This window comes from Anabaena sp. FACHB-1237 (genome assembly GCF_014696225.1).
In the GTDB taxonomy this organism is placed as follows: domain Bacteria; phylum Cyanobacteriota; class Cyanobacteriia; order Cyanobacteriales; family Nostocaceae; genus FACHB-1237.
In genome coordinates, this window is record NZ_JACJPV010000010.1 from 21,914 (window position 1) to 48,118 (window position 26,205).

The following is a 26,205-nucleotide window of genomic DNA, read 5'->3' on the forward strand; positions in this document are numbered from 1 at the left end:
TGTAATTAATGGGATAAGCTGTTGTGCTTTTAATTTGGATAATAGATGCAAGGAAGATGCCTGCACTACAGTAATTTTAGGTTTTTTAGTTACACAGTTTACTGTTTAGCTGCACATCAGCTTATAATTCTGTATCTAAAGATCCCATTTCTGGAAATTGTTCTTGACTCAATTAATAATAAAGACTTAATTCCACAAAAAACGCAGAAAACGCTTCCCTCGCGCCTCTGCGTATTGTACGTCATATTACTCTCTTAAACCATCTCAGAACTTTGCACATTTGCTTGAGTTTGCGGTCTAAACATAAACAACGAATAAACTACATCACGACGAATATTAATCATCATATCCAAAAACAACTCATAACCCTCATTCTTATACTCAATTAAAGGGTCTTTCTGTCCATAACCACGTAACCCAACTGAATCTCGTAAAGCATCCATCTGTTGTAAATGGTCTCGCCATAAGGTATCAATGCGTTGTAAAATAAAGAACCTTTCTGCCTGCCGCATTAAACCCGGTTGTATTTGATCAATTTCCGCTTCCTTAATATCATACGCAATTCGCCCTTGTTCGTGTAAAAATGCTTTAATCTCTGCCATTGTCATATCTTCTAATTGGCTAGATTGCAAATCTTCTAATAAATAGACAAACTCTTTAACCTTCCCTACTAACTTTTCTAACTCCCACTCTTCCGAGGGTAAATCAGGATTAATATAATAATCCACAATATCATCCATCGTTCTTTCAGCGTACTTAACCACCTGCTCTTTCAGGTCTTCTCCTTCTAATACACGCCGTCTTTCTGCATAAATAGCTCGACGTTGATTATTCATCACTTCATCATACTCAAATACCTGCTTACGGGTATCATAGTAAAAAGTCTCCACCTTTTTCTGAGCACCCTCTAAGCTACGGGTTAACATCCCTGACTCAATGGGCATATCCTCTTCCACTTGGAAGGCATTCATTAAACCTGCAACGCGATCGCCCCCAAAGATCCTTAACAAGTTATCCTCTAAACTGAGGAAAAATCTCGTCGTCCCAGGATCGCCTTGTCTCCCCGCACGTCCACGCAACTGGTTATCAATCCGCCTTGACTCATGACGCTCTGTACCAATAACGTGCAATCCTCCTCTACTTACTACATCATCATGTTCAAAGCTAGTATATTCCTCGTACTCCTGTTTGATGCATTTGTATGCTTCCCGTAATTGTTCAATCACAGCATCATCTGTAGGTGCTTTTTCCGCAGCTACCGCAATTTTCTCCTCCGCATCTAATTCTGATAAACTCCGCTCTCCATAGGCCTTGACAGCTACTTCTACCGCTTCTTTTAACAGTTTTTCCGTTTTTTTAGTTAACTCTGTAGGGAAAATTTCTGAGGACACTTTCCAAGTTTTCAATTTTTTACCTGGTACAAACCCTTGCCCACTACTATTTCCTATCGGTAGGCCAGAAGCTCTTTGTATTCCAAAACTATCTTCATGCTCCGGGCTAACAATACGCGGCATAAAGTATTCTCGCAGTTTTAAACGCGCCATATACTCCGCATTACCACCCAAAATAATATCCGTACCTCTACCGGCCATGTTAGTAGCAATAGTTACTGCACCACTGCGCCCAGCTTGAGCGATAATTTCCGCTTCCCGTTCTACGTTTTCTGGCCGAGCATTAAGTAATTCATGGGGAATTTCCATTTCATTCAATAATCGGCTTAAAAGTTCCGATTTTTCGACACTGGTTGTCCCTACTAACACAGGTCTACCATTTTCGTGCATTTCTGCACATTCTCTAGCGATCGCTCGCCATTTTCCCGCTTCAGTTTTAAACACCATATCAGACAAATCTTGTCTTTTTGTTTTCCGGTTAGTAGGAATAACCGTCACTTCCAATTTATAAATTTTCTCTAACTCTGCTTCCTCTGTTTTCGCTGTTCCTGTCATTCCACCCAATTTCGGGTACAATAAAAACAAGTTTTGATAAGTTATAGTTGCTAAAGTTTGAGTTTCCGGTTGAATTTCTACCCGTTCTTTCGCTTCAATTGCTTGATGTAAACCATCGCTCCATCTTCTTCCTGGTAAAACCCGTCCAGTAAACTCATCCACAATCACAACTTCATCATTGCGGACAATATAATTGACATCTTTAAGGAATAACTCCTTAGCCTTAATCGCATTAAACACAAAATGCGCCCAAGGATCTTCAGGATCAAATAAATCTGTTACATTTAAAAGATTCTCCGCTTCTGCAAAACCCTCATCTGTCAACAAAACATTACGATCCTTTTCCATCACTTCATAATGTTCATCCTTTTTCAAAGTCAACGCAATTTCCGCCGCTTGCAAGTATTTTTCCGTTGGCCTTTCCACTTGACCAGAAATAATTAACGGAGTTCGCGCTTCATCAATTAAAATGGAATCTACTTCATCAATTACACAATAATTAAAAGGACGTTGTACCACTTCTGCCATAGAAGTCGCCATATTATCCCTGAGATAGTCAAAACCTATTTCACTATTCGTCACATAGGTAATATCACAATCATAGTTCCTCTTGCGTTCAGGCGCAGTCATCGTCCCTTGAATTAAACCCACGCTTAAACCTAAGAAACGATGTACCTGTCCCATCCATTCCGCATCCCGACGAGCTAGGTAGTCATTCACAGTAATTACATGAACACCTTTACCTGTTAAAGCATTCAAATAACTGGGTAAAGTCGCCACTAAAGTTTTACCCTCACCAGTTTTCATTTCTGCAATTTGGCCAATGTGGAGAATTATACCACCTTGAAGTTGAACATCAAAGTGACGTAATCCTAACACACGCCGGGCTGATTCTCTCACTACCGCAAAGGCTTCTGGTAAAATATCATCCAGACTTTCACCTTTGCCTAAACGCTGTTTAAACTCAACGGTTTTTCCTTTTAACCCTTCATCCGACAGCGCGGAAATTTCTTCCTCTAACAGATTAATTTCTGTAATGTAAGGTTGGTATTTTTTCAGTTTACGAGCGTTGGGATCGCCCAACAATAGTTTTAGCATGGCAGTTTATACAACTAAAATCAATCAGGAATGGAAATTAAAGGTTTAGCTAATAGCTATATAATTATAGACACTTAAGGCAACTTAGTCATTTTCTACTGTAGCAGGCTAGAAAATCACCATTAACTCAGTATAAAATCCTTACCAATCATCATTGATTACTGGTAGGACTTAAGCACAAGTTACTCACAAATAAACCACGTAGAAGACACTAAGGAAACAAATAAAAGACGGTTTGAGAGATATTTTTCCTCAGTCTTAATTGCTTTGAACTTATATCTTGATTACATTTCCTTTTCCCACTATAACCTATAACTGTTTCCTGCCCTTGACAAAATCTCAACCTTGTTCTATACTAATGTTATAGGTGGGAAAGTGTGCGCCCATATATACCAAAATTTTTGATTATTAACATCATCAACCTACAAAAAATCCTAGCCCTACTACTTGCAAAATCAGCAAAAATTGGTAAACTAGTTCACTTACAGATATACTATCATTAACAGAGAGCCTCACAACGCATAATGGTGCATATTAAGCGCGTTGAACTGACTAACTTTAAATCCTTCGGTGGTACAACTGCTGTCCCTTTACTACCGGGTTGTACGGTCATATCTGGACCTAACGGTTCTGGAAAATCAAACATACTCGATGCTTTATTATTTTGTCTGGGACTGTCTAGTTCCAAGGGAATGCGGGCAGAAAGATTGCCAGATTTAGTTAATAATAATCAAACCGCTAAACCCCGCGCTGCTATTGAAGCTAGTGTGACGGTAACTTTTGATTTATCGGATGAGGATTTTATCTCACGCAGAGACGCAAAGCCACAGAGTCACGATGTGGTGGAAATTGACAAGGTTGAGGAGGAGAGAAATAACATTAAACCAAGTTCGTCTGAATGGAGTGTAACTCGGAGGTTGCGGGTTAATTCCCAGGGTAGTTATACTTCTAACTATTATATTAATGGTGTTTCTTGTACGTTATCAGAATTGCATGAACAGTTGGAAAATCTTCGCGTTTATCCAGAAGGTTATAATGTGGTATTGCAAGGAGATGTGACGAGTATCATCTCTATGAATGCGAAGGAACGTCGAGAAATTATTGATGAGTTGGCAGGTGTGGCCGCTTTCGATCGTAAAATCAATCAGGCTAAGGATACTTTGACAGAAGTTAAGGAGAAGGAAGATAGTTGTCGCATTGTTGAGGGTGAGCTAACTATACAACGCGATCGCCTTTATCAAGAAAAACTTAAAGCAGAAAAATATCGTCAGTTACGTCAGGAATTTCAAGCAAAGCAAACCTGGGAAGTTCTGTTATCATGGCGATCGCTGCAACATCAACAAGAAAAACTCACTGCGGATATTCAAAGTGGAGATGTTGCGTTTGCTAATTTTGCCACGGAATTAACTACAGTTAATCAAAATATTGAACAGACAAATATTAATCTTGATCAACTTAACTCCCGTGTCAAATCTTTAGGAGAAGATGAATTGTTAGCTGTACAGTCTCGTCTAGCTGTAGAAGATGCAGAACATAAACAATTACAACGTCAAAAAACAGAAATAGACACTCATCTTCAGGAAACAGCTAAACGTCTATCACAAATTCAGGAAGATATTCACACATATCAAACTTCGCTATCCACAAATACCCAAGCACAAACCTTAGAAAACTCTCAACTTGCTAATTTCCAACAACAAAGAAATCAAGCACGACAAGATTTAGAGAAATCCCGTCAAGTCGCTACAGAAATCGCTGCTAATTCGGATGCTTTAGTACAACAACAGAGTTCATTAAGTCGAAAAATTGAATCTTTATTACAAGTTGTTGAACCACAACGCACAGAACAAGCACAACTGAGAGAAAGAAATACTCAATTACAACAACTTATCGCTGAACAAAATCAATTAATTGCGGAATTAGAACCACAGTTAATAGAAAAACAACAGGAATTAACAAAATTAGAATCTGCTTTTAACGAATCTAATAAACCTATTCAAAATTTAGCAGACAATTTAGCAGCTACAGAGCAAGAATTACAAATTCAACAAGATACCCAAAAACGTCTTTTGCAAGAACAACGTGATAAACAACGTCAACTCGATAAACTAGAAGCACAAACTCAAGCACAACAGGAAATTCAAGGAACACAAGCTAGTAAAGTTATTCTACAATCGGGATTACCTGGTTTATGTGGTTTAGTGGTAAATTTAGGTAAGGTTGAACCACGTTATCATTTAGCCTTAGAAATTGCCGCAGGTGCAAGATTAGGTCATATTGTGGTGGAAGATGATAGTGTAGCATCGGCTGGTATTGAAGTATTAAAACAAAAAAAGGCAGGAAGAGCAACTTTTTTACCCTTAAATAAAATTCATGCACCTAAGTTTACTCAAGATGCTACTTTAAGATTAGCTGATGGTTTTGTCAATTATGCCGTGAATTTAGTAGAATGCGATCGCCGCTATAAAGATGTATTTAGTTATGTTTTTGGAAATACGGTAGTTTTTGCAAGTTTAGCTCAAGCTCGCAAGCAGTTAGGATTATACCGTATCGTCACTTTAGATGGAGAACTGTTAGAAACCAGTGGCGCAATGACTGGGGGTAGTAATACTCAACGTTCGGCGTTAAGATTTGGTACAGGTGAAGCTACAGAATCCACAGAAATTAGCAGTTTAAAAAGTAGATTAGCAGATATTGATAGAATATTGGATCGTTGTCTTGAAGCTATTAATAATTTATCTAGTCGTAGTAAGCAACTAGGTTTAGAATTAACGGAAGCGCGTCAAGGAAAGCGAGAACAACAATTACAACTAGAACAATTAAAAAAAGATGTGGCTGGTTTAATTACACAATTACATAATACAAGAAACCAATTATCACAAAACCGGGAAAAAAGCACTCAAGCAGAAACTCGTTTACAAATTTTAGATCAGGAATTACCTATTAAGGAACAGGAATTACAACAATTAAGATTGACATTGACAGAATTAGAATCTTCTCAAACTTCCAATGAATGGCAAGAAGTTCAAGCTACTATTAAAGTTCAAGAACAAGAATTACAAACTCAGGAAACTCTCGTGAGAGAGACAGAACAAAGATTACAAAATTTAGAAAATCAGCAACAGCGTTTACAGGAAAAATTGCTAGAATCACAAAAGCGAGTTATTGAATATGAAACAGAAGAAGCAAATTTACATCAGCAGCAAATTACAGTTAATAGTCAAATTACAGAAATTAGTAGTCAAATTACCGTCACTCAAACCAGAATTAAGGAAATTGAACAGAATTTAGGGGAAGAGAAGAAAAAACGTGATGCTATGGAAATGGAATTGCGATCGCTCAATTTACGTCAACAACAATTACAATGGGAAATTGAGAAACTGCAACAAACCCAGTTACAACGTCGGGAAGACTTGACAACATTACAAACTCAAATACAAACTTTAGCTGTAGACTTACCCAACCCTTTACCAGAAGTACCTGCACAAATTAACTTGGAAGAATTGCAAAAGGAGTTAAAAAGTCTCACTCGGAAATTACAAGCAATGGAACCTGTGAATATGTTAGCACTCACTGATTTTGAAAAAGTCGAAAGTCGTTTACAGGAACTTCAGGAGAAGTTAGCAACTATAGAAGCAGAAAGAACTGAATTATTATTAAGAATAGAAAATTTCACCACTTTACGTCAAACCGCATTCAAGGAAGCCTTTGATGCTGTGAATGAGAACTTTCAAAGTATCTTCGCTACTCTATCAGATGGTGATGGTTATTTACAACTAGAAAATCCTGAAGATCCTTTTAATAGTGGCTTAAACCTAGTCGCACACCCCAAAGGAAAACCTGTACAACGTCTTGCTTCTATGTCTGGGGGAGAAAAATCCTTAACTGCATTAAGTTTTATTTTCTCTCTACAACGTTATCGTCCTTCCCCGTTTTATGCTTTTGATGAAGTGGATATGTTTTTGGATGGTGCAAATGTGGAAAGATTGGCCAGAATGATTAAACAACAAGCTGAACAAGCTCAGTTTATTGTGGTGAGTTTGCGTCGTCCGATGATAGAATCTGCACAGCGTACTATTGGGGTGACACAGGCTAGGGGAGCATATACACAGGTTTTAGGTATTCAGTTAGAACACAAATAGATTGATAGGTAAGAGCTATGTTACCTACCAGGATTCACGCATCGAATACCTCAGAAAGTCATTTTGCTACGGAAGTTTTGAGAGCGCAACAGTTGCGTGTTGTTTTGCATCTTGAGCAGCCAGTGAAAACTTCAAAGTTATTTCCGCGTGCTATTGATCCTTCAAAAGTACAACTTAAATTAAGAACTCTTATCAAACCAATTGATCCGCATCCAAAAGTCGTTGAGTCTAGCCAGATGTAAGGGTTAGATTGGACAGTGACATGAACTATGAATACTTAATGCGATCGCTTAAAAAATTGATTTTTACCTCCCTTCATCAAATTTCACAAATTAGGTTAAAATTTAAAAAATCAGGAATTGTTCAAAAAAATTGACAGTAAACTATTGACAAAATCCGCATCTTCATATACGGGTGTGGAAATTACGAATTAGTAAGTGTCAACAATTGATGACCAAATTCTTGATTTTCTGTTAACAATAGTGTATAGACAAACCGGATTCGAGATCAGGACTCCGTATATAATGACCTCCGAACAAATAGTTAGACGTTCCGATATATTAAACACCCAAGTAATTACCCGTGACAACGGTAAGCGATTAGGTATCGTTAGTCAAATATGGGTTGATATAGATCAAAGAGAAGTTGTGGCTTTGGCCTTACGAGACAGTCTCCTTTCTATATCTAGTCTTCCGCGTTATATGTACCTTAGCACCATCAATCAAATTGGTGATGTAATATTAGTAGATAATGAAGATGCCATTGAAGATGTGGATATAGATACCCTCAGCAACCTGATGAACTGGGAAGTCATCACGGAAACTGGGGAAGTGCTAGGTAAAGTCAGAGGCTTTAAATTCAATGGGGAAACTGGTAAACTACAATCTATAGTTATTGCGTCCTTGGGAATACCCCAAATACCTGACCAGTTTTTAAGCACTTATGAAATTTCTATAGATGAAGTGGTTAGTACCGGACCTAGTCGTTTAATAGTATTTGAAGGCGCGGAAGAAAGAGTTAATCAATTAACAGTAGGTGTTTTAGAACGCTTAGGAATTGGTAAAGCACCCTGGGAACGAGACGGAGAGGAGGAATATGGTTACTCCGCACCACGTACCATAGCACCTAGTAACCAACTTCCTAGTGGAGTACCTCTAGAACCTCCTAAACCCAAAGTCCGCACTCCTCAACCTGTGGTACAGGAAGAAGAGTGGACAGAAGATTATATTGAGGAAGAACCTCCTAAGCGTCAGGTGATGCAGGCTCGCGCTCTTCAATATGAAAATGAGGATGAAGAAGATAATTGGAGTGATGCAACGGTTAGAGAAAGTTATCAGGAAATACCTAAATATCAACCTAAACCTTTTAAAAAAACTTACTCAGATGACTATCATGATGATGATATTGATAGTGATGTTTGGGATGATGTCCCCAAACCTGTGAATATTCCTCAGAAAGTTAAGGAAAAACAAGTGGAATATGAGGAAGAAGGTGGATATTAAGTTTTGTTGAGTTTTGTTGAGTTTTGTTGAGTTTTGTTGAGTTTTGTGAATTTCTGTTAAATTTTTGATTAATCCCCTCATATCTATGGTATGGGGGGTTAAATTTGCAATTTTTTGGCATTGTTAACAAATTAAATTATTCACAAACTGGTTGTTTCCACGCCCAATTTAAGAGAAAACCACTGACTAATACTTTTAACGCTTCTAATACAAAATAGGTGCTATGCAATATCCCCATCTGTTCAGGAACACCACCAGCGCCATATAGAGTAAAATTACTACCCATAGCACACATTTTTGGTGTTAATAAATAAGTGTCCAGGATGGCTACTGTTAATAATAACAGTGCTAAAATTATCGTGCTAAAATGCCAATTGGATTTGATTTTACTAATAGCTAAAACTGCTGTCAATACTATGGCTGCCGCTAATAGTTCTAAATGGTTAATATTGCCAAATATCACATATCCTGCACTAGAAAAACTAGCAGTGCTCATCATTCCTGCAAAGTAAAGACTAGGCATTATTACCCAATCTAGTATCATTGTAGCGCTGATCCAAAAACCAAGAGTCAAGATAATAGCAGTTTGCCATGTTGACTGTTTACTAGAGTTGTTAGAAATAGTATTCATAAGAATAATTGCTTTGTGGTATTTTCAGTTTCTAACAAATTCTGTGTCTTTGACCACAAATATCAATTAACTTTACAAAATGGTAAGAAAATTAATAATTGGTTTTTAGGAGATCGAGGAGTAGGGATAAACAATTTTCTCCCTACTACCTACTCTTTTATTCCTCTTCTTGACTTGGTAATAGTAGTCTTATACCTAAAATAGCAAACCCTAAAGCAGCGATCGCTTTTAAAATTCTTGTCGGTAGTATTTCTGATACCGCTCCCCCTGCTAATGCACCCAAAAAACTAGTTAATACTAATGCTGCTGCTGTGCCAAAAAATACCGCTTTTCGAGACTGTCCTTGTCCCGATAAGGCGATCGCTGCTAATTGGCTTTTATCACCTAGTTCCGAAAGAAACACAGTAATAAAACTTAGTCCTAAAAGATTCCATTGCATATTCTTAATAACCCTTGATGACATCTAACACTAACATCATAGAAATCAATAATAGTAAGACTCCTGACGACTTTTCTACGGTTTTGGGACTGAGTTTACTCCCTATCCAACTTCCTAGTAATACTCCCAGTAAACTAGTAGTAATTAATGCCGCTGCCGCCCCAATAAATACTAACCAAGGTGAATGAGACTCAGCACTCATCAATAATGTGGCCAGTTGAGTTTTATCACCAATTTCCGCCAGGAAGATGGTAATAAAGGTAGTGCTAAAAACCGCAAATGCAGACATTTGTTTCTTATCAGTGGTTTTTTCTGTTACCTGTTCCAATTGTGCATCAGTATCTGGGTGATCAGGGGAGTTCATAGTGGGAGTTTCTAGTTTCACAGTTATACTTCTATTGCTAATTTTTCATATTTCTTTCATTTTCTCAAATATTGTGACAAATGGCAATATCTATCTAGTTGTGTTTTTAGGCTATCAGAAAACAAGATCCCCGATATCTTGAAGAAGCCGGGGATCTTCTATGATGATCATATTTTAAACCATCTACTAATAAATGTGTTCATGGTTTGTTTAATTTGATGTTGACGATGCCATCTTTGAAAAGCCATTTCATAGTCTTCTCCTTTATTGATAAAACTATTCCACCCATCAATAGTCAGTACAAAAGCAGAGAATAGTAAAATATAAATTGACCAAGAAAGATTATAACCTCCTATAAAGTCAGCTATTAATAAGAAACTATTGATAATGACATAATTACCCAAACGTTTTTTAAATTTATTTTGACGATAAACATCAAAAGCTTTTCGTTGTTCTACTTGGGTTTGTTGAGTCAACCAGTCTGTTTCCGCTTGTTTAATAGCATCTGGTGATATTTGTAATTCACTGGCAATTTCTAAAATTTGTTGATAGGAAAATTCCTGGTTATTTTCATTTGCTTGACGGGCGATCGCTAATTTTAGAATTTGCTGTACATCTTCTTGACTATAGGAACGTAAATTATCAGAATTAAAAGAACTCATAATCTTAATTAATTTGTAATAACTTAACGATCTAGATCCCGGACTTTTTTAAAAAGTCCGGGATCTTATTGTTGACAATAATTAAACTAATGCTGGTGTTGCTTGCAATGCAAAAATTTTCTCAATGACATCTTCTACTACTTTATCAGGTGTGGAAGCTCCCGATGTAATGCCTACTTTTATTTTTCCTGAAGGTAGCCAATTTTCAGTAATTACTAATTCTCCTGTTAATTTTCTGTGTTCAATTTTATCTATTGATGCTATTCTCTCCACACTGTCAATATGATAGGAAGGTATTCCTCGATCAAAGACTATTTGTTGTAACTGTGTTGTATTGGACGAATTAAACCCACCAATTACTACCATTAAGTCAAGGTTTTCTTCTACTAATTCTAACATAGCATCTTGTCTTTCTTGAGTAGCATCACAGATGGTATTAAAACTTTTAAAATGTTGATTTAATTCCAGAGTTCCATATTTCTGCATCATGGTTTTTTCTAGGAGTTTACCTATTTGTTCTGTCTCTCCTTTTAACATGGTAGTTTGGTTAGCAATACCAACTCTTTCTAAGTCTCGATCTGGATCAAAACCTGATGAACAGGCTTTAGAAAATTTTGCTAAAAATTCTTCCCGGTTGCCACCATTAAGAATGTAATTAGTCACATATTCCGCTTCTTTTAAGTTCAACACAATCAAATATTTACCTGCAAATGAACTTGTAGCTACAGTTTCTTCATGTTTGTATTTTCCATGAATTATGGAAGTATAATCACCTTTTTTGTGCTTTTCTACCGTGTTCCATACTTTCGATACCCAAGGACAAGTAGTATCTACTATTTGACAGCCTTTATCGTTAAGAATTTGCATTTCTTCAACGCTTGCACCGAAGGCTGGTAAAATAACTACGTCACTTTGATTAACTACAGAAAAGTCTTTTTTATTGTCCATGACAGGAATAAATTCCACTCCCATTTCCTGCATTCTTTTATTCACTGATGGGTTGTGAATAATTTCATTGGTGATCCAAATGTTTTGTGTAGGAAAATGTTGTCGGGTTTCGTAGGCCATTGCTACTGCACGTTCTACCCCCCAACAAAAACCGAAAGCTTGGGCTAATCGGATAGTAACATCGCCTCTAGTTAGAGTATAATTGCGATCGCGGATTTCCTGAATTAAGTTACTCTGATATTCAGACTGCAATTGTGTGGCAACTTCCGCTTGATGACCAAAGCCCTTGCGATTATAATTGGCTGAATGTTGAAGACTACGTTTAAAAGCTTTTGTATCCATCTGAAATTTGCCCACTCAAAATTACTAAAATTACTATTCTATTTTCGCAGATATTTTAATTAATTGACAATTGACAATAAATAATGCATAATATCGAGTTATTTATTCCTAATTCGGTGTTGCTGAACTCAGGTATGAAATTGAAAAACTCAAAATTTGAAACTTTGCGTCTAACGCGAGTGCTTTGGTTCGCTAATGCGCAAAATAAATAAGCTTTTGTGCTTTTAATTTGGATAATAGATGCAAGCAAGATGCTTGCACTACAGTAATTTTAGGTTTTTTAGTTATACAGTGAGTGCTGCACATCAGTCTATCATACACCAATTCAATAAGTAGGTAATTGTAAGTAATTGTTAGCTTTTCAGTTACTGTTAAGCTGTTGTGCTTTTAACTTGAATAATTAATACAAGCAAGATGCTTGTGCTACTGTAACTTCAGGTTTTTTAATTATACAGTGAGTGCTGCACATTAGCTTAATTAACCCTTCCCAGGTTACTTGTTCTACACCATGCAGTAAAATTGATTGCATGATTAATCTTTGTCTGGGTATGTTACCTATTCCCTATTCCCTATTCCCTATTCCCTATTCCCTATTCCCTATTGTCCATTAACCATAAACTATTAGGATAGGTTAATGCGATCGCCAAATTCTGAATTATAACCCTCTTCTCCATGTTCACTGATATCTAAACCTTGATCTTCTGCTTGATCTTGTACTCTTAGACCAATGGTTTTGTCAATGACTTTGAGAATTATCCAAGTACCTGCACCAGCGATAACATAAGCTATGGCGATCGCTGCTAATTCTACAAATAACTCGCTAAAATTGCCCTTTAATACACCATTTTTACCCCCAGAGTTCACTGTTAAGTCAGCAAAGATAGCAGTTAACACCGCTCCCAGTGTACCTCCTACTCCATGAACAGGGTAAGTATCTAAAGCGTCATCCACTTGTAGTTTATGTTTCAAACTTACCGCATAAAAACAAACAAAGGATGTAATAAGGCCTATCAAAATTGCCGACAATGGTGTTACAAAACCTGCTGCGGGGGTAATACCTACTAGACCTGCCACTGCCCCCGTAGCAGCACCTACGGCTGTGGGTTTACTCCGTAAGCTGGCTTCTAAAATTAACCACATTAATGCCCCTGCGGCTGCGGATGTATTAGTATTTACGAAAGCTATTGTAGCCACTGTATTAGCAGCTAAGGCACTACCAGCATTAAAACCAAACCAACCAAACCATAATAAACCAGCACCTAAAAGGATAAAAGGGACATTATGGGGAGGACTAAGACGATCTGGATGGTTTTTACGAGGTCCAAGAACGATCGCTGCTACCAAAGCAGATATCCCAGAACTAATATGTACTACTGTACCACCGGCAAAATCTAACGCGCCTAAACCACCATATAATCCCAAAAATCCGCCCTTAGCCCATACCATGTGTGCTAAAGGTGTGTAAATAAAAGTTGACCACAGCAGCACAAACAGACAATAAGCGCGAAAACTCATTCTTTCGGCAATAGCGCCAGAAATTAACGCTGGAGTAATAATAGCAAACATGGCTTGATAAATCATGTATGCTTGATGAGGTATTGTGCCAGCATAGGAAGTGAGTTCAGCGTATTTAGGATCCGCAGCTTTTAAAGCTGTTTCATAGTCCATAGGAGGTAAATAGCCTTGAGTTTCTACCCCCACATTACCAAATAACCATTGTATGCCACCAATAATCGGGTTTCCTGGCGCAAAAGACAGACTGTAACCCCATAATATCCAAGTTACTCCCACAATAGCCATTAACACAAAACTCATCATCAAAGTGTTAAGGATATTTCTGGATCTGACAAAACCACCATAGAAAAACGCTAATCCTGGTGTCATTAATAACACTAGTGCTGAAGATATTAGCATAAATGCTATATCTCCTGTATCTGGTGCTGGAGGTGCTGTTGTGGTTTCGGCTAAAGCATTACCAGTAATTGTACCACATAGTAAAAATAGGGTTAATAACCCAATTATCGCTATTTGTTTGATCACGGTTGTGAATTCCTATAACTAAGTTTACTCGGTCTTCATTGAATACAGTTGGTAATCTTGATGATTTTTTCTGTACTGAAAGTTACTCAAGTTGAATTATTTGGCAGTAACGTTCACAACAATACCTTTGTTTGGGAAATTTTTCTATCAGATATTGTTTGATTATGAGATAGCAATCATATTTGATTTGTAAACCTTGAGGGTTTCAGATCCCCGAATTCTCCAAGAATTCGGGGATCTCTGTGTTTAGAAATCAAATAGGAGTCTTAGATAACTATTGTGGACATATTGTGAACATAATTATTATCAGTATTTTTAAATAAACTTTTGTTGTATTGGCTACAATTTGTCATCATCTAGGAACTATATAGATATAAACTGCATCCAGCTATGGCCAAACATCGCATCAAAGTATATCATCGGCAGCAGTCAATTATAAGTAAAAGCAATAAAAATCCTGAGAATACCCCAAAATATATTTAAAAGTTTTATTCATCAAAAATACTAGTCTAGTATAGGATATAATAATCACCAAGAATTACATGAAAATTTATCATAGTTCTAATGATAATTCTCAAACAAGAAAATTCAATTTTTCTGTGTCTATCAACCTATTCATCTAGGAAATTTATCGGTAATTCCACATATAAACAAAGTCCAAAATACAACCTAGATAATTAAACTTCAAAATGCTTCTACCAAAGAGAATAAATCAACTATGATATTCACTGAATTATGGATAATATGCTGGTATAATCATCTCTTGAGCCAGGAAAATAAACCTTCACAAAGTTTAACAGTAAAATTATCTCCTAAAGAATTTAAATCTAATTTCACAAATTTAGTTAAGGTTAACAAGCAAGGTTTATTCATTCCTCAAACAACTACTCATAGGTTGATAAATACCATCAGCTTTGATAATTTCTGGAACTTGAACTATCAAAATCAAATAGCGCCAGAAAATGCCAGTCTATCTTCAGCAAAGGTAACACCAAAACTGAGGATGCAAGAAAATAGATTATGTAAGAATGTACCACAAAATATAGTGTCACAAGCTGATGACCAAAATACTCATTTGATGGGTTTAGTAAATTTCAGCACAGCAAAGTTAGTCAAGTTAGATGTATCACCTGTTAACATACAGCGATCGCTGGAAAATTTCTTTAACGTCATTCATAACCCTATAGAAAGGACAGATAGTTATAATTATCAGCCAGTATTAATAGTTAAAGACGATAAAAATACATATCAAATTTGGGTAAAAAATACCTTTGTCGCTACAATACCAGATTACATTACAGCTAAATACTTAAAAAACAAATTAGAAAAACTAGTTGGTATCCCCGACTTATACACAGAAGAAATAAAACCTGGATTAGTCAATAATATTCCATCTATCTTAATCGGTACAAGATTATTATTTGCTATTGAACCACAAATATCAAATCAACTTCATCGCAATGGAGATATTTTAGCTATTGAATGGACTAATAACCTTCGAGTAGCTTTAAATACTAAACCATTAAGCCTCGTGGAAGGACAAATAGCAATGTATGGATTAACACCTTCATCCACAAAATTCCGAGGTTTAGCATCTTGGTACGGAGCAAAGTTTGACGGAAAAATTACCGCCAATGGTGAGATATATGATCAAGATCAGTTAACTGTAGCCCATCGCAGTTTACCCTTTAACACTTATTTAAAAGTTACTAATTTAAACAGTGGCAAATCAGTAATTGTACGGGTTAATGATCGGGGTCCTTATATATCAACAAGAACTTTAGACTTATCAAATAAAGCAGCTAAATGTATTAATAGTAAGAATGCTGGCGTTGTATCCTATGAAGCGGTTATTTTAAGACCTGATGGACAAAAAATCACATTTAAGCCATTTACATTAGAAGATGAAGACATGGCTAATGATGTATTTTAAGAGTGAAATTTTTCAGTGGGTAAAGTAGTGACAAGTCGGGTGTTGCTGAATTAGGGTATGATATTTATTTCCCGTATATTTCGCGTATCAGCGAAGAGAATCACGAAAGTGCGTTAGACGCAAAGCTTCAAATTTTGAATTTCTCAATTTCATACCTGAGTTCAGCAATGCCACAAGTCGCAAATTATCTTAATAGTTTACCCTAACGATGGGGAAACTTACCTTCGCGTACTTCCAGAGCATAATTTGCCACTGCTTCCGTAATAGTTTCTCGTAAATTAGTATAAACTTTAGCAAAAGGTGGTTGACGTTGAGAAAGACCCAAAACGTCAGAAGTGACTAATACTTGACCATCACAATGAGAACCTGCACCAATACCGATAGTAGGGATACGGAGTTGTTGAGTAATATGTTTAGCTAATTCTGCGGGAATATGTTCTAAAACTAAGGCAAAAACACCAGCTTGTTCAAGAGCGATCGCTTCTTGTAAAATACGTTCGCCATCCTCCTGAGATTTACCTTGTTGACGTAAACCCAACTGATGAATAGACTGAGGAGTTAAACCTACATGACCCATAACGGGAATACCCGATTGTACCAAACGAGTAATAGTTTTCACCATAGCGGGATAACCACCTTCTAATTTTACCGCTTGCGCTCCTGTTTCCTTGAGAACACGGCCAGCAGAGTGCATAGCTTGGCCAATACTTTCTTGATAACTGAGGAAAGGTAGGTCAACCACAATTAAAGCATTTTTCACACCACGACGGACAGCCTTAGCATGGTGGATCATTTCATCTAAGGTGATAGGTAAAGTAGTGTCATAGCCTAAAATTACTGAGAGAGAATCACCTACTAGGATAAAGTCTACACCGGCCAAATCTAAAAGTTGAGCGATCGCAAAATCCCAAGCAGTCAAGGCCACGATAGCACGGCCTTGTTGTTTCCACTGAATTAACTGCTGGGTAGTAACTGGCATAATTATTGGTAATTGGTAATTGGTAATTGGTAATAAGCCAAGTTGCTAGTTATAGACAAACGGGATCGCTATTAACTTTGTCCATTAAGCGTAATTGTTAGTGCTTTTAGGGATAAAGTAGCGATGGTGATGGTAGCTATGGAGTCGACTACTAACGCTACATGGGATCACAATGACTGTATTGTATTCATGACATTAGCGGCAAATTTCAGGTATTAGTGTACCATACTCTGCTCGCAGAGTTGACTACACATTGAGTTATTCTTCCTCTGGAGGTACTCAAATCCTGTTAACAACAGGATTTGAGTACCTTTTTCGCCGTCAAACTCGCATTTCCAAATTCAATACACAACATCTTATTAAAAAAAAGTAAACGCACCTTGTCAATTAAGTCAAAGTGCGATTATAACTTACATTGGTTCCATAAAATCGTATTGTGTTTATGTACAATATAAACTTTGATGCTTAAACGCTAAGACCAATTAAACATTTTTCTCGCTAATTTCACGAGTGATATAGTCAAAAGGTTCATCAACAAAAGCAGTATTGCTAATACCAGCAGTAGCAATTTTTTCTTTAGCAATATCCTTCATAATCTGGATACCACGCACTGTAGAACCAATAGGTACACCTAAAGAATTATAGGTTTCTCTTAATCCATCAAGTACACGCTCATCTAAGATATTCATGTTACCAGCAACGAGGGCATAAGTAGCATAACGCAAATAATAGTCCATATCCCGTAAACAAGCAGCATAGCGGCGGGTAGTATAAGCATTTCCACCGGGACGAATCAATTCTGGTAGTTCATCAAACAGTTGAGAACCAGACTGTTTAACAATAGCGGCTGCATTAGCATTAATAACTGATGCTGCTTGGATTCTATCTGTACCACTTTCAAAGTAGGATTTAAGACTATCAATGGCATTACGGTCAAAATATTTCCCAGCAATGTCATAATTCTTAATTAAAGTTGTCACTGCATCACGCATTCTTTGTTTCTCCCAATCGTTGCAATTTATGGTTTGATATTAATTTGGTTATAGTTATGTACCAGTAAATTTTTGTGCTATTTGCATAAAATGAGTACGGCACAACACTATCCATAATCACTACTTAAGGATTTTATGCCAAAGTTGACAACTGTGAGATTAACTTTCTTGTTGTATACAGTTTGAAAAAAAAGTTAATATAACCTGTAATCCAGGTAATTCGTAACAATCATTACAAACTTATGGTAAGTTAAGAATTTAGGATATTTCAGATGGTGTGTCACAGCTTAGAGTTGGTGAAAAAGTTAAACGGTTAATATCCTTTAACCAATTGTGTTAGTTTAGTTCGGCTAGGTAAGGAGTAAACATGGCAACCGCACAAGATGTCTTAAAAAGAATTAGAGACGAAAAAATTCAGATGATCGATCTGAAGTTCATTGATACACCCGGTACATGGCAACATTTGACAGTGTACTATGATCAAATTGATGAAAGCTCTTTTACTAGTGGTGTACCTTTTGACGGTTCTAGTATTCGCGGTTGGAAGGGTATTGAAGAGTCTGATATGACTATGGTTCTCGATCCTAACACTGCTTGGATCGATCCTTTCATGAAAGAACCTACTCTAAGTATTATTTGTAGCATTAAAGAACCACGCACAGGTGAATGGTATAATCGTTGTCCTCGTGTAATTGCCCAAAAAGCTATAGACTATCTCGCTTCTACAGGTTTAGGGGATACAGCTTACTTTGGTCCAGAGGCAGAATTTTTCATCTTTGATGATGTGCGTTATGATCAAACCGCCAATGAAGGCTATTATCACTTAGATTCTGTGGAAGGACGTTGGAATACTGGTAGAAAGGAAGAAAAAGGTAACTTAGGTTACAAAACTCGCTTTAAGGAAGGTTATTTCCCTGTTCCTCCTACTGATACTTTCCAAGATATTCGCACAGAAATGTTGTTAACCATGGCCGCTTGTGGTGTACCTATTGAAAAACAACACCATGAAGTTGCTACTGGTGGCCAGTGCGAGTTAGGTTTCCGCTTTGGTAAGCTAATTGAAGCTGCTGACTGGTTAATGACTTACAAGTATGTCATCAAAAACGTAGCGAGAAAATACGGCAAAACCGTCACCTTCATGCCTAAACCCATTTTCGGAGATAATGGTTCTGGTATGCACTGTCACCAGTCCATTTGGAATAAGGGACAACCTTTATTTGCTGGTGATAAGTATGCTGGCATGAGCGAAATGGGCTTATATTACATTGGTGGTATTCTCAAACACGCTCCTGCTTTGCTAGGTATTACAAATCCTACAACTAATTCTTACAAACGCCTTGTCCCTGGTTATGAAGCTCCCGTAAACTTGGCTTATTCTCAAGGAAACCGCTCTGCTTCCGTACGTATTCCGCTTACTGGCGATAATCCTAAAGCTAAACGTTTAGAGTTCCGCTGTCCAGATGCTACTTCTAACCCATATTTAGCATTTGCGGCTATGTTATGCGCTGGTATTGATGGCATCAAGAATAAGATCCATCCTGGTGAACCCTTAGATAAGAATATCTATGAATTGTCTCCGGAAGAATTATCTAAAATTCCTTCTACTCCTGGTTCTTTAGAATTAGCTTTAGAAGCACTAGAAAATGATCATGCGTTCTTAACCGAAACAGGCGTATTTACTGAAGATTTCATTAGAAATTGGATTGACTACAAAATTGCCAACGAAGTTAAGCAAATGCAATTACGTCCACATCCTTATGAGTTCTTCCTGTATTACGACTGTTAATAGTTAGGTGACAGGTTATGGGTTACAGGTGACAGGTGACAGGTGACAGGTGATTGGTAAAATCATTAATTATCAATTCTTTCTCCTGACTCCTGACTCCTGACTCCTGACTCCTCTATTTAGCTCATTGCTACATGACTAGACTCGTAAATACTTTGAATGCTGGGATTTATTTTGCCTTGTATGGGACTCCAATACTGGGCTATTTCTTTGTGGAGTCCAAATTCTTGACCTGTACGCATCAACATTGACTGCTCGCGCTTTTTTATGTCTTGGTGTTGCACTACCATAGATGTACGAATTCTTTCTTGAATATTCATAATCTCACCTTCTTGGTACTAGCTGGGTGATGGAAAATTGATTGTTAATCAGCTTTTCACATATACAATAACAAAAAAAACTGTAGCGTCAACTACAAAATGGGTTTTCTTAACAAAAATTAATATTCAGATCCCCGACTTCTTTGAGAAGTCGGGGATCTATATCTATATTTAATCTAATCTAGGGATATATTAAGATTTTATAAGTTTCCGAGGTAGGGGCGATCGCTTGATTTACAGCTTGTGATAAATCTTGAAGAGAATAGCGATCGCTAATTAAAGCATTAACATCTATTCGACGATTAAATACAATATCGGCTGCTAGACTTTGTAAACGATAGGATGAGCTATAACTGCCCATTAAATCTATTTCTCGACGGTAGAGTATATTAGGATTGATGGGTATTTCCACTTCATCAGGAAATTCCGCGAAAAACAGAATTTTACCACCTTTGCGAGTACAATCTAAGGCTTGGAAAAAGGCTTTATCGCTGGGTACTGCTAATAACGTCACATCAACACCCATGCCATCAGTTAATGCGTGAATTTTTGTGGTTAATTCGGTATCACGAGCATCAAAGGCCGCCTCTGCTCCTACATTTAATGCTTTTTCAATACGCGAGGGAATTAAATCTGTAGCGATCGCTTTTGCACCAAAATATTTTACCAGCATAATAAACATTAACCCAATTGGACCTGCACCGGTAACTAATACCGTCTGTCCAGGAACAATATTCGCTTTTTTGACAGCTTTTAAACAGCAATTAGTTGGTTCAACAAAACTAGCTTCTTCAAAAGTGATATGATTAGGGATAGGGATTAAACCGCCATTTTGCACAATATGGCCGGGTACTTTCACATATTCCGCAAAACCTCCCCCACTAGGGTTAAAACCTGCGGTAGTGGAAATATTTTTATAAACATCACACATAGAAAAATTATCATTGAGACAGTAAGCACAACGCATACATGGGATATGGTGCATTACAGCCACTCTTTGTCCTACTTGCCATTTTCGCACATTAGAACCCACTGCGGCGATAGTTCCCGCAGTTTCATGGCCAAAAATACGGGGAGGTTCATATAAAGGATAGCGAATTTTTTTAATATCAGATTGACATAACCCAACTACGCGCACTTGTACGAGAACTTCATCAGCTTCTAGAGTAGGAATAGGAAGCTCTTCGTAGGATAATTGATTTACACCTCTAAATACCTGTGCTTTCATCTGATTTTTACCTAATTTTATTTTAATTACAACAATATTAATATATTCTCAGATCGTTGATTTTTAAGATCATTAATATTAGTAATGTAGGGGTAATTCATGAATTACCCCTAGTAATTTTTCAATTTTCTCTATTCATAGTTGATAATGATAACGGAAAATGAATACCGAAAATTAATAAGGATTTAAAATTATGGGTAATGTCAAACCTTTAGCAGTGGGAATTGTGGGCGCGTCGGGTTATGGCGGTGTACAATTAATACGTCTTTTAATGGATCATCCAAAAGTAGAAGTTGTTTATTTAGGGGGTGAAAGTAGCGCCGGTAAGTCTTTTCATGATCTCTATCCTCATTTAACTGATATAGTTGATTTACCTATAGAAGCTGTAGATACAGATGTTATTGCTAGTCGCTGTGAAGCAGTATTTTTATCTTTACCTAATGGTTTAGCTTGTGATATAGCACCTAAATTAATCGCTAAAGGTTGTAAAGTTTTAGATTTAAGCGCAGACTATCGTTTTACTAATTTAGCAACTTATACTAGTTGGTATGGTACATCCAGAACTGATACAGACATAGCAGAACAAGCAGTTTACGGTCTACCAGAATTATACCGCGATCGCATAGCTGAATCTCATCTTATTGGTTGTCCTGGTTGTTATCCTACGGCCAGTTTATTAGCTTTATCTCCTTTACTTAAACAAGGTTTAATTGTACCAGAAACGGCCATTATTGACGCTAAATCAGGCACTTCTGGGGGAGGTAGACAAGCTAAAGTAAATTTATTATTAGCAGAAGCCGATAATTCCTTAGCAGCTTATAATGTTGCGCGTCATCGTCACACACCGGAAATAGAACAAATTTGTAGTGAATTAGCAGGACACGAAGTAACTGTACAATTCACACCACATTTAATTCCGATGGTGAGAGGTATTTTATCTACTGTTTACGCTACTATGAGAGATCCTGGTTTAGTACGAGATGATTTAATTACCATATATAAGGCTTTTTATCGTAACTCACCTTGGATAAAGGTTTGTGAAAGTGGAGTTTATCCCCAAACAAAGTGGGCTTGTGGTAGCAACAACTGTTATATAGGGATAGAAGTTGATCCTCGTACTAGAAGAGTGATAGTTATGTCCGCAATAGATAACCTCATTAAAGGACAAGCTGGACAAGCTATACAATGTTTAAATATTATGATGGGTTGGGATGAAACGTTAGGATTACCTAAAGTGGGATTTTATCCCTAGCAGTAGGTTGGGTTGTTCGCGTCAGCGTTGCGGAGCAATGGAACACAACCCAACATTTTCATTTAATAAAATCTTAAAAATTAGGTAATAACCCAAGTTGCTAGTTAAGAATAGGTGACAGATGACAGTGAAGATACGGAGCAGGGAGCAGGAAGCAGCGAGAAAATTCTCACTCCGCACTCCGCACTTCGCACCCTCTTATTTTGGTCCTAAACCAACTTTACCAGCATAAATGGCGCGATCGCCTAACTCATCCTCAATTCTTAGTAAACGATTGTATTTTGCCACTCGTTCACTACGACATAAAGAACCTGTTTTAATTTGACCTGCGCGAGTTGCAACGGCTAAATCTGCAATGGTGGTATCTTCAGTTTCTCCAGAACGATGACTAATAACTGAACGGAAACCGTTACGAGTAGCTAAGTCAATGGTTTCTAGGGTTTCAGTTAAAGAACCAATTTGGTTTAATTTGATCAAAATAGAGTTACCCGCTTTTAACTCAATACCTTTTTGTAAGCGAGTTGCATTGGTAACAAATAAATCATCACCAACCAATTGAACTTTAGATCCTATTTTTTGAGTTAATAACTGCCAATTTGTCCAATCTTCCTCATGTAAACCATCTTCAATAGATACAATAGGATATTGATCAACCAATTGAGCTAAATAGTCAATGAATTGTACTGGAGTATGGGGTTTACCATCATAGATATATTGGCCATCTTTGTAAAATTCACTAGCAGCCACATCTAAAGCCAAAGCTACTTGTGCACCTGGTTTATATCCAGCTTGTTTAATCGCATCCACTAACAATTCTAAAGCCTGTTGGTTAGATTCTAAATTGGGAGCAAAACCGCCTTCATCACCCACACCTGTGAGTAAACCCTTATCATCTAGAACTTTACTCAATGTAGCGAAAACTTCCGCACCCCAACGTAACGCTTCTTTAAAAGAAGGTGCGCCGATAGGAACAATCATAAATTCTTGAAAGTCCACATTATTAGCTGCGTGCGCTCCACCGTTAATAACATTCATTAATGGTACAGGCAATAGGTTAGCTAAGGGACCACCTAAATAACGATAAAGAGGAATACCTAAAGATTCAGCACCAGCTTTAGCAGCAGCGAGAGAAATTCCTAAGATTGCATTCGCGCCTAAATTAGCTTTATTAGGTGAACCATCCAAAGAAATCATTAATTTATCTAATGATTCTTGGTCAAGAACATCTAAACCTAATAATTTCGGTGATAATACATTATTAGCATTTGCTACAGCCTTGAGGACACCTTTACCGCCATAACGGCTTTTATCACCATCGCGCAGTTCATGGGCTTCAAAAGAACCTGTGGAAGCACCGCTAGGAACTTGTGCTAAACCGATAGCGCCGTTAGCAAGGTGTACTTCTGCCTCGATAGTAGGTCTTCCACGAGAATCAAGAATTTCGCGGGATACAATAGCTTCTATGGCAGTGTCGAGAAATTTAGTCATTTTTGGTTGTCCTGTGTTGATGATTTAACCCATTTGTTAGCTTATGCTGTGAAAAGGGTTTATTGTTGAAGATTAAGGAAGATTTTCAGTAATTTATCAGGAGTCAGAAGGGTGCGGAGTACGGAGTTGTAAGTTGGGAGTCAGGAGGGTTTATTTGTTTAGCTTCCGCACCCGCCCAGAAATGAATTTCCGGGCTAATAGCTAAAGTTTACTAAAGTAAACTAAATAGCTTAAAAAAAGTTCTGCTTATTTCAGTCATCTTTAGATAACTTTTGCTATGAGACTGGGAATTCATTCCCAGTCGGACTCTGCACCCCACACCCTGATCACTTATCTCCGGGAATAGTAATATCTACAGGGGTAATGCTAGATGTCAGTTGAGTTAATGGTGGTTTAATAGCGGTTTCATTACCTACAACTAAAGTAACCAGCTTATTAGGTTGTAAATACTTCTTGGCTACCCTCTGAACATCTGCAATTGTAGTATTTTTAATGGCTTTTTCGTAGCGGAAAAGAAAGTCAGATGGATAACCATAATATTCATACCGCATTAGTCGGGATAACGTTTGACTGGGATCTTGAAAATTGAATACAAAGGAGTTTAAAGTGGACTCTTTAGCATAATTTAACTCTTTTTCAGATATCTTCTGATTTTGAATGCGGGTGATTTCTGATTTTAGAGATTTTATAAACTGTACAGTACCATCTGATCTGGTTTGTCCACCTGCAATAAACATTCCTGGATAGTCTAATCGTGGACTCCATAAACCATATACGGTGTATGCTAAACCTTGACGAGAACGTAATTCATTGAATAAACGTCCACCAAAACCATTTAATACTCCATTCATTACATCTAAAGCTGGATAGTCTGGACTATCGAATTTACCGCCTAAATGTCCTAAAAATACGCTACTTTGGGTAAGTTGGGGTTGGTTGACAAAAAATACACCGTTGGTATTAGCTTGAGTAACTGTTGGTAAAGGTGGTAAATTGGTTTTAGCGGTAGTTTGGGGTTGCCAATTGCCAAATTTAGATTCGATGAGCGATCGCATTTTAGCACTATTAAAGTCTCCCACTATGCCTAAAATCATATTTTTAGGCTGGAAATATTCTTGATAGAATTTAATTACATCATCACGGGAAATTTGATCTAATGTTGCATATTCCACAGTCCGCGAGTATGGACTATTGTTACCATAAATTAACTTTCTAAATTCTCGACTAGCGATACCATTAGGACTATCATTACGACGAGCAATACTTCCTTTAATTTGACTTTTTTCAAAGTCTAATTTCTCTTGAGAAAAAATAGGTTGTTGAACAATTTCTGCAAATAAATCAAATACAAGATCCACATCTTCTGTTAAACTTTCAAAACTAGCACTACCCGCAGCTTCACCAATACCTGTTTCTACAGAAGCGGCTTTTTGTTCTAACATCTGGTTTAATTCATCAGCAGAATGTTTTTTAGTACCTCCAGTTCTTAATGTTTCTCCTACTAAAGAAGCTAAACCGACTTTATTACTATCTTCCCATCTACTACCAGTTTTGATCATAGCAGTACCGCTAATTAATGGTAAGTCGTGATCTTCCATTAAATAGACAACTAAACCATTTTTTAAAGTATATCTTTCATATTTGGGGATTTTAATTTCTGGTAAGGGAGAAAATTTTAGTTCTGTGTAATGTTTAGCGGAGGTTGCTGCTAGGGAAATCTTGAAGTTTACCAGTAAGCAAGATACCACAATTAACAAAATTATGGCTAATTGTTGAACTTGGGAAAATTGAAATTTTTGAGGTTTTAATTTCATTGTGTGCATATTTTAGGTTTTCAATATAAACAAAGATTTTATTATAGCGTTTTTAGCATCAAGATCCTAGCAACAAGATCCCGGACTTCTTAAAGAAGTCCGGGATCTGAATTTTATTTATTGACTTTATTAAACCTAACCTATAAGGGAAGGGGAGTAACAGGTTCGTTAAGCACTAGGGATAATTATGACTTGATTTTCTGGAGATTACTGAATTTAAACAAAATAATCAGGTTTCTATTGACAAGTTAAAGTTAGATGATATAATATCCATTCATTTTAGTATCACGCCATCTACA

Annotated in this window: 19 protein-coding genes; 5 read left to right on the forward strand and 14 right to left on the reverse strand. The window is 37.1% G+C overall.

The genetic code is table 11. The features are described 5' to 3' along the window. Positions 1 to 254 precede the first annotated feature (254 nt). Complete coding sequence (gene secA / locus H6F32_RS07260) at positions 255 to 3,044, reverse strand: preprotein translocase subunit SecA (protein WP_190368663.1); 2,790 nt, start codon at positions 3,042 to 3,044, stop codon at positions 255 to 257. 524 nt (positions 3,045 to 3,568) lie between these two features. Between secA and smc the strand changes: the two genes are divergently transcribed. Together smc and H6F32_RS07270 are read left to right on the forward strand one after the other, a co-directional pair. Then, entirely contained in the window at positions 3,569 to 7,186 is a 3,618-nt protein-coding gene (gene smc, locus H6F32_RS07265; protein WP_190368664.1) for a chromosome segregation protein SMC, read from the forward strand. A 524-nt stretch (positions 7,187 to 7,710) separates the two neighbouring features. Beyond that, a complete protein-coding gene (locus H6F32_RS07270; RefSeq protein ID WP_190368665.1) occupies positions 7,711 to 8,688 on the forward strand; it encodes a PRC-barrel domain-containing protein in 978 nt (325 codons plus the stop codon). 136 nt (positions 8,689 to 8,824) lie between these two features. On the opposite strand, the gene H6F32_RS07275 is transcribed toward H6F32_RS07270, so the two are convergent. The 7 genes from H6F32_RS07275 to H6F32_RS07300 all read right to left on the reverse strand — a co-directional run bounded on the left by H6F32_RS07275 (position 8,825) and on the right by H6F32_RS07300 (position 14,111). Next, on the reverse strand, positions 8,825 to 9,319 hold the full coding sequence (locus H6F32_RS07275) for a hypothetical protein (protein ID WP_190368666.1): 495 nt from the start codon (positions 9,317 to 9,319) through the stop codon (positions 8,825 to 8,827). A gap of 157 nt (positions 9,320 to 9,476) precedes the next feature. After that, complete coding sequence (locus tag H6F32_RS07280; RefSeq protein WP_190368667.1) at positions 9,477 to 9,758, reverse strand: TMEM165/GDT1 family protein; 282 nt, start codon at positions 9,756 to 9,758, stop codon at positions 9,477 to 9,479. 4 nt (positions 9,759 to 9,762) lie between these two features. Next, on the reverse strand, positions 9,763 to 10,122 hold the full coding sequence (locus tag H6F32_RS07285; RefSeq protein WP_190368668.1) for a TMEM165/GDT1 family protein: 360 nt from the start codon (positions 10,120 to 10,122) through the stop codon (positions 9,763 to 9,765). A 167-nt stretch (positions 10,123 to 10,289) separates the two neighbouring features. Beyond that, on the reverse strand, positions 10,290 to 10,784 hold the full coding sequence (locus H6F32_RS07290; protein WP_190368669.1) for a 2TM domain-containing protein: 495 nt from the start codon (positions 10,782 to 10,784) through the stop codon (positions 10,290 to 10,292). 81 nt (positions 10,785 to 10,865) lie between these two features. Next, positions 10,866 to 12,074: a 4-hydroxy-3-methylbut-2-enyl diphosphate reductase gene (locus H6F32_RS07295; RefSeq protein ID WP_190368670.1), complete on the reverse strand. Its 1,209-nt coding sequence runs from the start codon at positions 12,072 to 12,074 to the stop codon at positions 10,866 to 10,868. A 400-nt stretch (positions 12,075 to 12,474) separates the two neighbouring features. Further along, positions 12,475 to 12,603, reverse strand: coding sequence for a hypothetical protein (locus tag H6F32_RS20885; protein ID WP_277875057.1), 129 nt, complete (start codon positions 12,601 to 12,603; stop codon positions 12,475 to 12,477). A gap of 92 nt (positions 12,604 to 12,695) precedes the next feature. Next, on the reverse strand, positions 12,696 to 14,111 hold the full coding sequence (locus H6F32_RS07300; protein WP_395939583.1) for an ammonium transporter: 1,416 nt from the start codon (positions 14,109 to 14,111) through the stop codon (positions 12,696 to 12,698). A gap of 721 nt (positions 14,112 to 14,832) precedes the next feature. Between H6F32_RS07300 and H6F32_RS20890 the strand changes: the two genes are divergently transcribed. Beyond that, positions 14,833 to 16,047 (forward strand): septal ring lytic transglycosylase RlpA family protein, encoded by a 1,215-nt coding sequence (locus tag H6F32_RS20890; protein ID WP_190368672.1) that lies wholly within the window; start codon positions 14,833 to 14,835, stop codon positions 16,045 to 16,047. Between the two features lie 202 nt (positions 16,048 to 16,249). Here the strand turns inward: H6F32_RS20890 and panB are convergent, their stop codons facing one another. Both panB and apcB read right to left on the reverse strand, forming a co-directional pair. After that, the gene (panB, locus tag H6F32_RS07310; protein ID WP_190368673.1) at positions 16,250 to 17,026 is read right to left on the reverse strand and encodes a 3-methyl-2-oxobutanoate hydroxymethyltransferase; all 777 of its coding nucleotides are present in this window, start codon (positions 17,024 to 17,026) and stop codon (positions 16,250 to 16,252) included. Between the two features lie 482 nt (positions 17,027 to 17,508). Next, positions 17,509 to 18,018: an allophycocyanin subunit beta gene (gene apcB / locus H6F32_RS07315; protein WP_190368674.1), complete on the reverse strand. Its 510-nt coding sequence runs from the start codon at positions 18,016 to 18,018 to the stop codon at positions 17,509 to 17,511. A 367-nt stretch (positions 18,019 to 18,385) separates the two neighbouring features. Here apcB and glnA point away from each other — a divergent pair, with 367 nt between their 5' ends. Then, on the forward strand, positions 18,386 to 19,804 hold the full coding sequence (gene glnA, locus H6F32_RS07320; protein ID WP_190368675.1) for a type I glutamate--ammonia ligase: 1,419 nt from the start codon (positions 18,386 to 18,388) through the stop codon (positions 19,802 to 19,804). Positions 19,805 to 19,923: 119 nt separating this feature from the next. Here glnA and H6F32_RS07325 read toward each other — a convergent pair whose 3' ends face one another. Beyond that, entirely contained in the window at positions 19,924 to 20,124 is a 201-nt protein-coding gene (locus H6F32_RS07325; protein WP_190368676.1) for a hypothetical protein, read from the reverse strand. Positions 20,125 to 20,305: 181 nt separating this feature from the next. Next, positions 20,306 to 21,352, reverse strand: a complete 1,047-nt coding sequence (locus H6F32_RS07330; RefSeq protein ID WP_190368677.1) for a zinc-dependent dehydrogenase — start codon at positions 21,350 to 21,352, stop codon at positions 20,306 to 20,308. 193 nt (positions 21,353 to 21,545) lie between these two features. On the opposite strand from H6F32_RS07330, the gene argC reads away from it, so the two are divergent. After that, a complete protein-coding gene (gene argC / locus H6F32_RS07335; RefSeq protein ID WP_190368678.1) occupies positions 21,546 to 22,604 on the forward strand; it encodes an N-acetyl-gamma-glutamyl-phosphate reductase in 1,059 nt (352 codons plus the stop codon). Positions 22,605 to 22,802: 198 nt separating this feature from the next. Here argC and eno read toward each other — a convergent pair whose 3' ends face one another. Both eno and H6F32_RS07345 read right to left on the reverse strand, forming a co-directional pair. Continuing rightward, positions 22,803 to 24,092, reverse strand: coding sequence for a phosphopyruvate hydratase (gene eno, locus H6F32_RS07340; RefSeq protein WP_190368679.1), 1,290 nt, complete (start codon positions 24,090 to 24,092; stop codon positions 22,803 to 22,805). Positions 24,093 to 24,418: 326 nt separating this feature from the next. After that, complete coding sequence (locus H6F32_RS07345) at positions 24,419 to 25,906, reverse strand: M16 family metallopeptidase (protein WP_395939584.1); 1,488 nt, start codon at positions 25,904 to 25,906, stop codon at positions 24,419 to 24,421. Positions 25,907 to 26,205 lie beyond the last annotated feature (299 nt).

Coding starts and splice junctions, on each gene's coding strand:
- secA (WP_190368663.1), bottom strand. CDS start 3,044: ATGCTAAAACTATTGTTGGGCGATCCCAACGCTCGTAAACTGAAAAAA.
- smc (WP_190368664.1), top strand. CDS start 3,569: ATGGTGCATATTAAGCGCGTTGAACTGACTAACTTTAAATCCTTCGGT.
- H6F32_RS07270 (WP_190368665.1), top strand. CDS start 7,711: ATGACCTCCGAACAAATAGTTAGACGTTCCGATATATTAAACACCCAA.
- H6F32_RS07275 (WP_190368666.1), bottom strand. CDS start 9,319: ATGAATACTATTTCTAACAACTCTAGTAAACAGTCAACATGGCAAACT.
- H6F32_RS07280 (WP_190368667.1), bottom strand. CDS start 9,758: ATGCAATGGAATCTTTTAGGACTAAGTTTTATTACTGTGTTTCTTTCG.
- H6F32_RS07285 (WP_190368668.1), bottom strand. CDS start 10,122: ATGAACTCCCCTGATCACCCAGATACTGATGCACAATTGGAACAGGTA.
- H6F32_RS07290 (WP_190368669.1), bottom strand. CDS start 10,784: ATGAGTTCTTTTAATTCTGATAATTTACGTTCCTATAGTCAAGAAGAT.
- H6F32_RS07295 (WP_190368670.1), bottom strand. CDS start 12,074: ATGGATACAAAAGCTTTTAAACGTAGTCTTCAACATTCAGCCAATTAT.
- H6F32_RS20885 (WP_277875057.1), bottom strand. CDS start 12,603: ATGCAATCAATTTTACTGCATGGTGTAGAACAAGTAACCTGGGAAGGG.
- H6F32_RS20890 (WP_190368672.1), top strand. CDS start 14,833: ATGATATTCACTGAATTATGGATAATATGCTGGTATAATCATCTCTTG.
- panB (WP_190368673.1), bottom strand. CDS start 17,026: ATGCCAGTTACTACCCAGCAGTTAATTCAGTGGAAACAACAAGGCCGT.
- apcB (WP_190368674.1), bottom strand. CDS start 18,018: ATGCGTGATGCAGTGACAACTTTAATTAAGAATTATGACATTGCTGGG.
- glnA (WP_190368675.1), top strand. CDS start 18,386: ATGGCAACCGCACAAGATGTCTTAAAAAGAATTAGAGACGAAAAAATT.
- H6F32_RS07325 (WP_190368676.1), bottom strand. CDS start 20,124: ATGAATATTCAAGAAAGAATTCGTACATCTATGGTAGTGCAACACCAA.
- H6F32_RS07330 (WP_190368677.1), bottom strand. CDS start 21,352: ATGAAAGCACAGGTATTTAGAGGTGTAAATCAATTATCCTACGAAGAG.
- argC (WP_190368678.1), top strand. CDS start 21,546: ATGGGTAATGTCAAACCTTTAGCAGTGGGAATTGTGGGCGCGTCGGGT.
- eno (WP_190368679.1), bottom strand. CDS start 24,092: ATGACTAAATTTCTCGACACTGCCATAGAAGCTATTGTATCCCGCGAA.
- H6F32_RS07345 (WP_395939584.1), bottom strand. CDS start 25,906: ATGAAATTAAAACCTCAAAAATTTCAATTTTCCCAAGTTCAACAATTA.